13 protein-coding genes and 1 pseudogene are annotated in these 13,248 nt (G+C 47.0%); 8 read left to right on the top strand and 6 right to left on the bottom strand.

Annotation, left to right across the window (positions count from 1 at the left end):
* Window positions 1-114: 114 nt before the first annotated feature.
* Window positions 115-240: a hypothetical protein gene (locus QUB35_RS08765; protein ID WP_333141235.1), complete on the bottom strand. Its 126-nt coding sequence runs from the start codon at window positions 238-240 to the stop codon at window positions 115-117.
* A 54-nt stretch (window positions 241-294) separates the two neighbouring features.
* A complete protein-coding gene (locus QUB35_RS08760) occupies window positions 295-423 on the bottom strand; it encodes a hypothetical protein (protein WP_333141233.1) in 129 nt (42 codons plus the stop codon).
* Window positions 424-483: 60 nt separating this feature from the next.
* Between QUB35_RS08760 and QUB35_RS08755 the strand changes: the two genes are divergently transcribed.
* The 7 genes and pseudogenes from QUB35_RS08755 (at window position 484) to QUB35_RS08725 (ending at window position 3,494) form a co-directional block, all read left to right on the top strand.
* Window positions 484-693: a DUF433 domain-containing protein gene (locus QUB35_RS08755; RefSeq protein WP_333141231.1), complete on the top strand. Its 210-nt coding sequence runs from the start codon at window positions 484-486 to the stop codon at window positions 691-693.
* Window positions 683-883, top strand: a complete 201-nt coding sequence (locus QUB35_RS08750; RefSeq protein WP_333141229.1) for a DUF2283 domain-containing protein — start codon at window positions 683-685, stop codon at window positions 881-883. Before QUB35_RS08755 ends, QUB35_RS08750 begins: the two co-directional genes overlap by 11 nt.
* A gap of 94 nt (window positions 884-977) precedes the next feature.
* A pseudogene (locus tag QUB35_RS08745) lies at window positions 978-1,214 on the top strand (DUF433 domain-containing protein).
* A gap of 127 nt (window positions 1,215-1,341) precedes the next feature.
* Window positions 1,342-1,797 (top strand): nuclear transport factor 2 family protein, encoded by a 456-nt coding sequence (locus QUB35_RS08740; protein WP_333141334.1) that lies wholly within the window; start codon window positions 1,342-1,344, stop codon window positions 1,795-1,797.
* A gap of 104 nt (window positions 1,798-1,901) precedes the next feature.
* Entirely contained in the window at window positions 1,902-2,330 is a 429-nt protein-coding gene (arr, locus tag QUB35_RS08735; RefSeq protein WP_333141227.1) for an NAD(+)--rifampin ADP-ribosyltransferase, read from the top strand.
* 200 nt (window positions 2,331-2,530) lie between these two features.
* A complete protein-coding gene (locus QUB35_RS08730; protein WP_333141225.1) occupies window positions 2,531-2,737 on the top strand; it encodes a hypothetical protein in 207 nt (68 codons plus the stop codon).
* A gap of 133 nt (window positions 2,738-2,870) precedes the next feature.
* Window positions 2,871-3,494, top strand: a complete 624-nt coding sequence (locus QUB35_RS08725) for a Uma2 family endonuclease (RefSeq protein ID WP_333141223.1) — start codon at window positions 2,871-2,873, stop codon at window positions 3,492-3,494.
* Between the two features lie 105 nt (window positions 3,495-3,599).
* On the opposite strand, the gene QUB35_RS08720 is transcribed toward QUB35_RS08725, so the two are convergent.
* The 4 genes from QUB35_RS08720 to QUB35_RS08705 form a co-directional block, all read right to left on the bottom strand.
* Window positions 3,600-3,947 (bottom strand): XisI protein, encoded by a 348-nt coding sequence (locus QUB35_RS08720; protein ID WP_333141221.1) that lies wholly within the window; start codon window positions 3,945-3,947, stop codon window positions 3,600-3,602.
* Window positions 3,923-4,351: an element excision factor XisH family protein gene (locus tag QUB35_RS08715; RefSeq protein WP_333141219.1), complete on the bottom strand. Its 429-nt coding sequence runs from the start codon at window positions 4,349-4,351 to the stop codon at window positions 3,923-3,925. Before QUB35_RS08715 ends, QUB35_RS08720 begins: the two co-directional genes overlap by 25 nt.
* Window positions 4,352-4,509: 158 nt before the next feature.
* Entirely contained in the window at window positions 4,510-7,380 is a 2,871-nt protein-coding gene (locus tag QUB35_RS08710) for a zinc-dependent metalloprotease (RefSeq protein WP_333300602.1), read from the bottom strand.
* Between the two features lie 106 nt (window positions 7,381-7,486).
* A complete protein-coding gene (locus QUB35_RS08705) occupies window positions 7,487-11,005 on the bottom strand; it encodes a hypothetical protein (protein ID WP_333141215.1) in 3,519 nt (1,172 codons plus the stop codon).
* Window positions 11,006-11,708: 703 nt separating this feature from the next.
* Between QUB35_RS08705 and QUB35_RS08700 the strand changes: the two genes are divergently transcribed.
* Window positions 11,709-13,248, top strand: a 1,540-nt coding sequence (locus QUB35_RS08700; RefSeq protein ID WP_333141212.1) for a DUF4114 domain-containing protein, incomplete at its 3' end; no start/stop codon positions are given.

The following is a 13,248-nucleotide window of genomic DNA, read 5'->3' as shown; positions in this document are numbered from 1 at the left end:
TTGCCGATATTCCTCCTACACCCCCTAAATTTATCCGGTAAAAATCAGTTTCTCTTTCCCAGTTTGAGGGTAGTGCTTATCTAGTAGATTTTTCGGTGGGCGATGTATTATTTATTATCTTAGCATTTCATATTTACCAAAGTTGCTGTGCAAAGCTTCAAGACGCTTGGCTTCTGCTGCTTGATGGAGCAAATCAGTTTCAATTTCTTGGGTGTTGGCATGATAGTAGGTGAGTGCCACGTAGACTTGGGCAAGGGTGAGATGAGAAATGCGATCGCAAATCTCTTGAGCATTCTATCCTCGCTTGTACCAGGTTACGATGCGGACGGTAACGCCTTTACCGACGATGTGGGGACATCCATCATGCAGTCGGGGAGGGCGTGTAATGAGCGTACCAATGTCAATAGATACTGCTGTGGTCATAAATTTTATAATTTTAACTATGCTGATAATAGATGAAAACCCTATAGAGGCGCACTGGCTATGAACTGGAAAGCACACATTCACTCAAATCCTAAAATTCTGCTTGGCAAGCCTGTAATTAAGGGGACACGAATATCAGTGGAGTTCGTTCTAGGGTTATTTTCAGAAGGTTGGACGCAGCAACAAGTTCTAGAAAACTACCCAACGCTTAATGCTGAATCTCTACAAGCTGTGTTTGCTTTCGCGGCGGAGAATCCCAATGAAAGTTAAATACGATGCAGAAGCAGACATTCAGATTTTTATCTTACGTGATGCGTTTCCAGCCAATGCTATTTCTGAACTTGGAGGCGTGATTGTCAGTTATGACGAAAGTGACGAACCAGTTAGCATCGAATTTCTCAATGCCTCCAAACGTAAACTGTTTAATGCTCAAGAGCTCATACTAACCATCGCAACTTAGTTGATGCGCTTTAGCGAGATGGCATCGCAGAATTATATCGCGGTGTGAGTTTGGGGCGATAAATGAAGTAAGCTATAGACAAAGGTTTCAAACAATGCCAGCATCCGTTGCTTATCTGTTTGACAGAATCACAGTGAACCCAAGACAATGTGGCGATCGTCCCTGCATCCGGGGAATGCGGATTCGAGTCATCGATATCCTAGAGTTGCTAGCTGCTGGTTTGAGTTTTTAGCAAATTCTCGAAGAATTGCCAGACTTGGAACTTGAGGATCTCAAAGCTGCGCTTCTGTATGCAGTCCGCAAACTCGACCATCCCGTTTTAGCTGCATGAAAATTTGGTTGAATTCTCGTCTATCGTCAGCCCTTGCTGTGTGGATTACTGCTACTTTTGGTGAAATAGACTAGCGATCGGCGGTATTTTTCTATTGTATTGGGTATGATACCGCAACTGCGATCCAATTATAAGTTATGCTTCTTTCAACTACGCCCCTTGGAGATCGAACGATGATAACCTCTGGTACACGCCCGACTCTGAAGTCCTCGCCGTACTTGAAGAGTGGGCTGCTGCTACGAGGCAGAACCGAAAGGATGACATCCTGAAAAACTACGTCGCGAACTTGGTGATTTTCGATGTATTGCCGTCTATGAATTACGAAAGTGCAGAGTCCTATAGACGCAGTTGGGAAGAGTGGCAGCCAGAAACGCAGGGAGAGGCGATATTCAATCTTGAGAATCTGACGATTACTGCGGGCAGCGATATTGCATTCGCTCATGGGTTCATTCGCGGAGGCGGGACGTTGCTCGACGGTAGAGCCTTCCAAGACTTAGTCCGCGCGACGTTCTGTCTGATGAAGGTGAATGGTTCATGGGTTGTCCAGCACCAGCACGTGTCAAAGCCCTACGAACACTCCTGAGCGCAGGGTGCAAACAGCCGCATAACGTTAGTGGTCATTGTAATGGGCAACCCAGTAAACAAAGAAAACAATCATAGATAACTTGCACGATGAGGAAAGAAAGCATGAACAAATCAAATGAACCTAATGCAACTCCTTTTTCTCAGACGTTCTTCCATGGAACAAAGGCTGATCTAAAGATTGGGGACTTAATCGAAGTTGGTTTTAATTCAAATTTTGGACAAAGAAAAAAGTCTAAATATATTTTCTTGACAGCAACCTTGGATGCCGCTGTTTGGGGTGCTGAACTTTCCTTTGGCGAAGGGAGTGAAAGAATTTATTTAGTAGAACCAACAGGACCCATTGAAGACGATCCTGATTTGACTGACAGAAAATTCCCAGGTAACCCAACAAAATCTTATCGTTCATTACATCCATTTAAGGTTGTAGGTGAGGTTACAGTTTGGCAAGGACATTCATCAGAGCAAGTCAAAATAATGAAAGACGGATTAGCTAAGCTTAAAGAACAAGGAATTGATTCATTAAATGACTAACAAAGCATTGCAGCACCGCTCCGGCGCTTCGCGCCTACGCTCGACAGTTTGTAAACCGCCATTTTATGGTTTTGCTTCGCAAAAGTTTTCCACACAATTTCGTCTTACGAACTGCGGCTGAACTAAACGTTAGACTGCTAAATCTGAGTTGGGTAGTGGCTTGAATATATCTATCAAATTCCAACTGACAGGTGAATGCCATGCAAGCCAAACTTCAAGAACGACTTTCTCTTGCTGATGCCGAAGTCATTTTGAGACGCTTGCCAGAACGAATTCAAGCGCATCCGATCGCGCGTGCTGCGGAAATTGAATATCCGATCGCAGTTGCGATCGCCATTTCGATCGCCAGTTTTCTCGACACAGAAGCATTAGGTTTCGTAGATTGCAAACCAGGACGCGGGCAGTAAAAACGAGAAGAGGTGTCAAAGTTTACGGTATACTTCCTTAACGCACCCTACAAGAGCAGCGATCTATCTCTCTACCTCACGTTAAGCTAGAAACAGACAACAGAGAGCCAACCTACGCAAAAGGTTAATATCAATGGTTGCGAGCGCCCAAAAAACCCTTTCCTTCGAGGAATTTCTCAACTGGGATGACGACTCCGGTAGGTCATTTGAGCTAGTCAATGGAGTTGCCATGCCCCTGAGTGAACCCACAACCAAACATGAGGATGTCGTCGATGGTTTATGTCGTCTCTTGGTGGATCATTGCCAATCCTTGAACCTTCCCTACGTTCCTCGACAAAGTAAACAAGTCAGATTGAACGCTGCCCCGGGCGAAAGTGAATCGAGTCGTAAAGCCGACATTGTGGTGTTTGCCAAAGAAGAATGGGTCAGAATGCGTCAAAGTTCTGCCTCTGCTGCTGCCTATATTCCACCTCCCTTGGCGATCGAAGTTGTCAGTACGAATTGGCGGGATGATTACCGCATCAAATTGAATGAGTATGAAACTTTAGGAATCCTGGAGTATTGGATCGTTGATTATGCAGGGTTGGGAGGCGTTCAGTATATTGGTTCTCCAAAACAGTCTACGGTGACTATCAACCGCTTAATCGATGGTGAATATCAGGCACTGCGATATCAAGGAGAAGCCATTATTGTTTCTCCAACTTTTCCTCAGTTGGTATTAACCATCGCTCAAATTCTTGCCATGACAGAAGTTTAGTGTTTCTAACTTATCTGTAAGGTACTCAGTATTGCCAAAAAATTATTAAGGTACGATATACCCTATCAAGCTGATATTATCTAAAATCTTCGTCAAGAGGAGAAACTATGCGATCGCATATCCAGTATGCTGTCGGACTTCGGGTGGATGGAAAGCAAGAACAATGTGGTCTTTGGGTACGCCAGAGGCGACGAGTTCATCAGTGATGCCGTCTTCAATCCCATCATAATGAATCCAGATTTTGTCGTTGCGGATTTCGGCGTGAACCACAGTACCATGAACTCGCAGATGATTTTCCCAACCTTCATGTATCAGCATAAAATGGTTGCGATCGCGGCTGACCACCACATAGGTAATCACATCCCCATAAGTATAAGGAAGATCCGCATAGTATTGGAGAATTTTCTCCAACGTCTCACGCCATTCGTCTACGGGTTGATTTGCGGTTTCCATTGGATAATCTCCTCCGTGTTTGGGTCAAAAACTATCAGGCGAAAACCTGGTTCTTCTAGCAGCAATTGCCCAGCTTCTTCTTTAAACAACGTTTCAAAGGTGTTGCGATTAACAGCTAGGTATAGACGACGCTCTGGCTCTCGTCTTTGCAGCGTTCTGGCGTACATAAAGAACTGCCCCCAAGCATTTTCGAGGTCATTAATGGGCGAAGGGCCCAGAAAGCTTTTGATCTCGATCGCAATTTTTTCAGACCCTCGTTCAGCCGCAATTAGTTTCTGGGCACCCAAATCGACAAAGACCGAGCGGCCCCCAATTTTTAGAATCAGTGGGTCATGAGTGATTGTCCAGCCATCTTTGATGAGGGCAGTGCAGACAATATCGTGATAAAGGTCTTTGGCAGGCATAAGGGCTATTCTTTTTAGCTTCCCTGTCTATCTATCGTATACGACGCAAGTTCAGAATTATTTTAACTTGACTAAGATTCTCCGAAACCGGGTTTTTGACCAAATCTGCCGGCGGCAACGAAATATATTCCTCAAAAACCCGGTTTCTGAACCCCAAATTAATTAGACTGAATTTGCGAATTCAAAACCTTAGAAATTCGATCGCGCGTTTCCTCTAAATGAGCCCGCGTATAAGCATCCGCATTCCGATCCAAATTCCGAATACTCTTGCTCAAACCCTCCCGCAACTGCCGCAACTCGTACCACGCCAAACTCCGCGCATCCTCTGGAACATTCGTTTTTCGCAGTACCATTCCGATCAAAATTGCTAAATGTTCCCGCTGCAAAGAACGCCGAAAAGTTGAAATTTGCATCTTCTTTTCCGGCTGCAAAACCTCTTGCCAGATATCCTTTTGCACAGTATCCAACACTTCCGGCAACCTCAAAGTAGTTTCCGGCGCTGATTTTAACTCGGCATCCCGCAGTCGCGCCAAGCGCACCGGCGATAGCAAAACCCGCAACACAAACCGCTGCAAAAAAGTAATTCGATCGCCGATCGGGTAATCTAGAGGAAACACCAAAGCCGGACTTCCCCAGTGATCCCAGCGCGACGGTGCCAATTTATTCAGCAATTCCGGCGCAAAACTAAACGCATCCGGTGCAAAAACGTACTTCTCTAATGTTGCTAAAGCTTCTCGCTGCTGAGAAAGTTCGATCGGCACAAACGGCAACTTCGCATTAGTATCTCCAGGGCGAATCCGACTAAACGACTGTCCCCCCACATACAAAGTAGCATTCATCACTTGGTTGACATAATACCCGAACACCGAATCAAACATCACCCGCAGTTCGTTATAACCGTCTTCCCCAACCGGAATTCGCTTTTCCAAACGCTTCCACATCGCCCTAGCATTATCCAATTGCCATTGCGAATACCTCAGCATATTGGCGCTGAGATCAAAGGTATTTGCAGCGGGATCGAGATCGACAGAATCCTCATCCGGCGCGTAAGCTAATTGGGCTTGGGCAGCGCGGCTGGCAATTTGTTGCAGCGCTGGTAAGTCGCTGTTCGGGTTTACGCCGCCAATCACCTTGTAACCGTACTCGATCGCCCAATCGTCATAAGGCCCTACAATCGTTGGATAATAGTCGCCCTGCACAGTTCCGGCAGGTGCCAAATTAATCGGTACATAATCCATCACCGACGCAATCATACCTTGCGTGCGAGTTACCTGAGTATTGTTCAAATCCTCCGGTTGCAGCATCGTACTCCCGTGAAAATTGTGCCTCAAACCAAGAGTGTGACCGACTTCGTGCGCCGCCAAATATCTGATATATTGATTAACATAATTGTCAATCGCCCCACTGCTAGGCGCTGCATTTTCCAACAGATCCATCGACATTGCCCCCATCGCAAACTGGCGGCTCGATTCCAACCCAAAACACATATCCGAACTCGACATCAACCGCGATAAAGGCGAGCGCTTTTGCTCTTGGTATCTTTCTACCAAAGTCGGCAAATCATCAGCCATTCCACCTTGAGCATTTTCCCCGCTGCTTTTTCCTAAATCCCCATTTTCTAGCACATTCAAATAGCGAGAATACATCCCGAACTGACAGGGATTGGTATTAGAACCGTTTCGCCCTTGAAAACTCTTAGATAGCGATCTATTTTGTTCCACCAAAGACCGATAACCCTGTTTGATTTCCCGGACAACATTAGCATCCAAAAGAATGTCAGCATCCAAAATTTCCCCCGTCAGCGGGTTAGTGCGAGACGGCCCGATGCCGGCAAACTGAGGCTCAAAAGAACTCGACCAGCGGATAGTATTGTAGCGAACGTCAGCCGGGTCCCATTTAGCATTGTCCGGCATTTGTTTGACCTGAATTGCCTCAGTAAAACCTGCTTTTTCAAAAGCTTTGTTCCACTCCAAAACGCCCTCGCGAATTGCGTTTCGGTATTCGGAAGGCACATTATTTTCAATCCAAAAGACGATCGGCTGCACCGGAGGCGACATCGGCGCTGTCGGGATTTGCTTTTGCAAATGCCAGCGATTGATATAGCGCACAAAAGGCTCCCGGCTACTCTTGTCAGAAAAGTCCTTATATGCTGTTAGAAAATAGCCCACTCGCTCGTCCGCAAGTCTGGGCCGATAGCCGTTATTTAGCGGCACTTCCGAGAAACTGTAGTGAATGCGGAGGTTAAAAGCCCGACTGTCAGGAATCGAAGGTAAATAGTTAAGTTCACTGTCATTATCGCTAGAAAAACCATAGACCGAAGCAATCTCCACATTCAGCGGAAACGCTTTAACATCTTTAAAAGAAGACTTGTCTGCATCGATCGAGTAAGAAGCGCCCAAAAGCATCGGCAAAATCGCTTTTACCCCTGGTAAATCGCGTTTTTCGCTCATCAGCAAATCGCCTAAATCGATCAGCAGAGTTTGTCTTTGCGGATCAATGCTTTTGAGAGGCAAAGAATAGAGAATCGACTCGCTAAATCCCCGTGCTACCGAACCTGCTTGCGGGTCGCCCGGACTTGTGCGAAAATTTACATTTGGTATCACAAACTGCACGTTATTTTGGACGCGCCGCAGTTGAAACAAGAAATCGCCGATCGGCATTCCGCTCAAAATGCCCGCTTCCCCCAAACCCGATGCCAATGTCACAAAGCACAGGAACTTTTTGTCGAGTTGTTGCGGTTTAATTTCCAGATATACTTTATCAGTTGCTTGATTGCGGTAAAGAGTAAATAGTCCCTCTAACTTTTGCGCGTCTTTGACAACCTCTTCAAAGGGTGTCAGAGTTGGCTGTTCGCTACTTTGTTCGTTGCTGGGGGGCCCAGATGATAAAGCTAAAGGTAAAAAGAAACCTTTATACAAACTGAAACAGAAAAATGCTAAAGATAATATAAAAAATATCACAGGCAGATTTTTTCTAGGATTTTTTATCTGTGTATTTTTGCTATTTTCAGGAAATATCAATCTTTTCATTGTCAGTATTTAGCCACCGGAAAGAATAGTTTTGAGATTGTCGCGCCGCACTCGCAAGGTTGGGAGCATTTAACTTCTAAAATAACTCACCACTCAAAAATTATAACTATTGTTTCGCCGGCCAGGGAATCATGGGATCTTGAGCCAACCGCTTAGACACTGCAACAGCACCGTAACGGTTGAGGTGGCTGGGGTCGGAAAAAGATTCTCGCGCCTGGGGCCACAATAAACTCTTATCTAGGAAAATTAGTCCGCTTTGAGCTGCTAATTCTTGCATATATTGCCGGAATTCTTGTTCGTAACCTGTCCGCACCGGGTCTAAATAATCTTCAGTCAGAGGCATATTCACAAACACGAGATTGATGTTGCGAACCTTGGTAAATTCGATCAGATTTTTGAGTGCTAGAGCTTGTTCGCCTACCAATTTAAAATTTTGATAGTCGGAGTCGTAATAACCAGATACTTTCGGGTGCTTCTGAAAGTAAGTTTCGGGATTGAAGCGTATATCGATCGGCAAAAAGCCATTTGGTTGAAACTCGCTGACGGGTTTACTCCCAGCGGTTGGCTGGGCGTTTTCAGTTGTTGGTTGGCCCAGAGGTGCGGTTTGGGGACTCTCGGTTGCAACAGGGGCTGATGGATTAACGATCGATCGCAAAAACCCTTTAAGTCGATCGCGCTTTTTGTAAGTTGCAGAACCCTCCACCAACTTTTGATTCACCAATTGCTGAACAGTAGCTTGAGCTTGTCCCAAATTCTGCACCAATTCAGTCGCAGTCGCCACTGGATTGTTGGCGCTTTCTTTCGATGTTTCGGATTCTAATTGATTGGTGGGGATCAGAAAACTACCCCGGCTCAATTGCCTGTAACCTTCCGAAGAAGCGATCGCACTAAAAGTCAAATCCGGCCGCCCGCTGTTGAGAGCCCTCGCCCCGTCAGCCAACACCAGCAATTTTGGCAGTTGTTGCGGCGGCAAAATCCGGCGGATGAGCGAATCTACAACTTGGAGAGTAGCTCCATTAACCCCAAAATTGTAAGCCCTCAGCCCCGGATAGCCAGAAGCTGCCAAAGCTGTTTCCAAAACCGCCGGATCGATGCCCCGCAGCGCCCTCGAACTACCGACAATTAAAATATCCGGCGGTTTTTTGTGCAGGTGAATGTACTCTTGATAGCGCGCTATCTGATCGTCAAGCTGCTCGCTCCTCAAAGTTGGGAACACCGCAGGAGCAGAAACATCAGCTACAGGAACGCTAGTATTTCCCGGTTTCGTAAACCCAGAGCCATTAAAAACCTCTTGCTGGTTGGCTTCCGGCGACTGCTGCAACGGAATTCGAGGCAAATTCACCTCCTCCGCAGGGGGAACCGGGTTCGGGGTTTCCTTCGGCAGTCGGGCTGTAACGTCGCCCAAAGCCTTGGGAGCTGAATTTTGACAATTTGGGCCGCTGCAAACTTCGGAGGCGCTAGGAGCTTGACTGACCGTCGCAGATTGCAGAAATAGACCAAGCAGCCAATCGGTATTAAAAGTCAGCAAACAGCCAGCCATCGCCCAAATCAAAGCCATTCCCGCCGCGCGATCGGCTCTCACGCCCCCGGGCGCAGCAACATTCGTTGACAAACCATCGTTGGGAACAAACAAACCCGAAGCGACAAGCGGCTGCACCACAGCTTGAACTAACTGCTCGCCCAGATTGTATCCGGGGAGTCTGATTTTGAAGCGGGGCCGCCAGGAGTTGGGCATCGGAGCATCGAACACCAAATTGTCGCCCAAACCCGAAAAACTCCCATCCTCCGCCGGCGCAAACTCCGGCACCGGTTCCTTTTCCAACACAGCCACTTGGGAGGGAGCCGGTGCCGGTGCCGTCGCTGATTCCTCGTCAACAACCGTTCTGAGGTCGATTGCGTAGCGCCACAGAGGCAGTTTCTGGCCGGCGCGCCGTCCGTAGACTCGCACCCCTGCCACTCCCGGAATTTGTAAGTGCCGCAAAAATTTAGCCACCGGCTGGCCTACCTTCGACTGAGAAGGGCAAGTCAGAGCTTCTGTCATGACGTGCAGCACGTTGGCTTTTTGCAGCACGACAGCCCGAATCCCTCCTGTTTCCAGCTTGCGTCTGAGATTGGGGTTGAGCAACCTGTTCAATAAAAAAGTCAAAGCCAATTGGTCGCCCTCAGCCGCCAGCGTTCTAGCGTTCGCAGCCAAGTCGGGGTGGTGGGCTGCTGGCAAGTCTACCCAGTCTATCCACACGGGGGACTCCGGCGCCGCCTGAGAGTCCTTGGCTGGTTCTACGCCGTAGATTGTAGCTGCGCGGATGCCTTGGGGCGCAAAGGAGGCTAACAAAGGGGCGATCGCCTCGGTGGTTTGCTGCTTGTCGGGGTATTCTTGCCGTTTAGGCTTTTGTCCTTTTTTGGCAGTTTTGCTGCAAAACAGATGGAGGGTTGCTTCTTTGAGAGTAGCCCGCACTTCGACTCTCGATGCAGCCAAGTGTTGATTTAGCAGTTTGGCGATCGACTGTACGTCTCCCCACCTAGCCCATTCCTTAAGAATTTTGTCGGGCGAAGTCAAATCCACCCGCAGCAGCCAGTCCGGCTTCGCTTCGCCGCTGACTTGGCTGGCGATCACGGCTTCCCGGAAATCCTCTAGTTGCAGTTTCCGCAGCCTGCCGGCGATGGGTTCGGCCAGCAATGAGGGGTCGGGGCTGTAAGCTGACTCGCACAGCACCAGCAGTCGGCGTTCCTTGGGCTTGATATTTTCAGGCCCATTCATCGGCTGGGTTTCTCGGCTGCTTTTGAGTTCTTTTTCGCGAATGCTTACTTTCACCGAAACTCCCATCGGCCCGAGGATTTCGCTGAGATAGCTGGCGATCGCATCTGGATAGCCCCGGCGCGCCAACGTTTCCGGCGAAACCGTTAATGTTCCATCTCGATCGCCCTCGCCTGAGTCAGCTTCGGGGGATTGAATCAAAGCCACCGCGCCACGGTTCGCTTTGTGCTGCGGGGGAACGGCGGAACTAAAAGCTTCCCGCGTCGCAGCAGCCGAAGTGTCGATCGTCACGGGGGAAGTTTCAAAAGCTTCTGGGTATTGAATCCGGGAGGCGATGGGCAGACTTTCGGCGTCAAAATCCAGTTCTTCCCGTACTTGCGGCGGGTTGGCTGCTGTTTCTACCGGTTTTGGTGTCTGTTTGAGTTTCTGGTTGTCATTCTTAAATCTGCCGAAAAATCCGCCTCTTTTAGGGCTTGCGGGCGGTTCGTCGGGGGAAGTCGCTGGCGGCGACACTTCGGCAACTTTTGGTTCCGGTTGCTGTGGCTGTTGCTGTCGCTTGGGACTGCTACAATCGAGCCGGACTGTCCAGTCATTTTGTCGGGAACCGATTTTGCGGCCGCACAGAAACAACTGGTAAATTTTAGGTCGATCGGGCAGCAGTTGCGTTAAATCAGTGTGTTCGAGGGCGTTGGTAAATCGCGCCGTCACCAATTCTTGAGACGGACACTGCGCTGCTTCGCACAAAATGTGCAGGTGATTTCCCCGCAAACGCGCTTGTACTTGAACTTCGGGAAGCCCTAAAGCTTCTTGCGCCCACTGCGACGCGGCCGATCGATTGTCTGCCAATATGCTCCCGTTCGCATTCAACATGGGACTTTAAATTTCGTCAAGGCTGCTTTCGTCTTCTACAGATAGCACATTTCGTCCGTATTTTGGCATATATTAGGCTTCACTTAGGCGAAGTCCTCAGTAATTGGTCGTTAGTAATTATTAGGAATCCCACCACACTACATATAGTGTGTCTGCGTCCTGGACTGTACAACCTAGTTTCCAAAGCCTTACTGTTGCGATCGGGTTTTGCGTAATCCCCAAAAACTACGTTACTTTTTATACAGCATACCGTCAAGCCGTTGGGCGATCGCACCTCCAAAATTCTCGCTAATCCCAAAATTCGTAGCGTGACACTTCAGTACACGGAAGTGGATTAAAGCTTCCATAAAGTTTACTTCCTGATGGCCAAAAGCACTTGCGATCGATAAAAGTTACTGATATTCTCAAATCTACCGGTAGCAATAAAACAACCCAATTATTCCATCACATCAATTTTTTTGAGCCGCATCGGCAAGTTTTCACCTGTCGATATCGCAGCTTGCGTCCTCAATAAAAAAAACAAAATTCCAGCATCATCTGGACTCGCTTTGCTTGCGAAAACTTCAAGATTAACATCCTCAAGTTTTGCATAATTTTAGTCACTTTCATCATCAAAAAAAGAACTTTAAATCATGTCATTAATCGAAGCATCAACCCCCAAACAACTGCCAATATTTCTCTCATTACCGACATTGTAGAAGACTTGCCGCTAGCAAATTCTACCAATGATTACTCTTCTCCCCCGAAAAATCTTTTAACTGTTAACGAAACATCCTCCACAAACCCCAGCGTTGAACTATTACCATCAAACAACCAAATCCTCGATAAAAGCCCTGAAATATCTCCCCAACAAGCAGAGATAGACGCCTTCATCCTCAACCAAGATTCACCACCAACAACCAACAGCATTCCTGAAAAAACGCAAACATCTACAACTCAAACCGACGCAATCACAGGCGATACAACCAAGCCAGCAACTCACAATAACATCTCTTTCGACTCCGGCATTTTCCAAGCATACGAAACAGGTAAAATTGTGTTCGATTACCTATCAGACGGAGGCTTGTATCAAGGAGAACTAGCAATTATCAGCCTCACAGGAATGCAAGAATTTGTTCCCGATTCCCAAGCATTTATCAAAGAAGCAGCCAGACGCGCTTTAAGCAACTCCTCACTCGGTTATATCGCCATTTCTGACAGTACAGAAGCAGCGAAATTCTCTAGTTTCGAGGGAGAAAACAACTTCAATATCGGGGAATACCGAGGAATCAAAACCTTTGCAATGACACCAGGAGATGAAATTGGTATCATCCTAGTTCCCAACGGCACAATACAAGAAGCGTACAATAATCCAGCGCTTGGCGGCGACAAAAAGCCCTTATTTTCAATGGCTACAACTAATTCCAGCGATGCTTTTCAACGGGGACAAATAGCCAGTGTTGCGAATGGCGGCAGTATATTTGTCATGGAAGATATGGGGAGAGGCGAAGGGAGCGATGCTGATTACAATGATATCATATTTTCGCTCAAAGGTGCAACCCCTAAAGTCATTTCAATGGATGATGTAATTGCCAAAAACTCCGATTGGCGTACATCAGAGAAAGGCAAAGAATTGATAGCTGACGCTGCGCCAAAAACTGAGACTAAATTAGAAGACAAAAAAGCAGATACTACTTCTGCAACAAATCCTGTTGAAACAAAACCAGAAAATTCTCCAGCGACAGAAACCAAAAACCCGACTGTTTCCGAAAATCCCAATTCCGATCCGAATTCTGCTGAGACAAAAACGGAAAACTCCTCTGCGACAGAAACTGAAAATCCGACAATTTCCGAAATTCCCAATTCCGATCCAAATCCTGTTGAGATAAAAACGGAAAACTCCTCTGCGACAGAAACTGAAAATCCGACAATTTCTGAAATTCCCAATTCCGATCCAAATTCTGCTGAAACAAAAACAGATTCTCCCGCAGTAGAAACCAAAAATCCGACTGTTTCTGAAATTCCCAATTCCGATCCAAATTCTACTGAAACAAAAACAGATTCTCCCGCAGTAGAAACCAAAAATCCGACTGTTTCTGAAATTCCCAATTCCGATCCGAATTCTACTGAGATAAAAACGGAAAATTCCTCAGCGACAGAAACTGAAAATCCGACAATTTCCGAAAATCCCAATTCCGATCCAAATCCTGTTGAGATAAAAACGGAAAACTCCTCTGCGACAGAAACTGAAAATCCGACAATTT

The sequence above is a fragment of the Microcoleus sp. B13-B6 genome (assembly GCF_036705405.1).
Taxonomy (GTDB): Bacteria; Cyanobacteriota; Cyanobacteriia; order Cyanobacteriales; family Microcoleaceae; genus Microcoleus.
The sequence above is the reverse complement of the archived record's forward strand: the minus strand, read 5'-3'. Positions and strand labels throughout refer to the sequence as shown.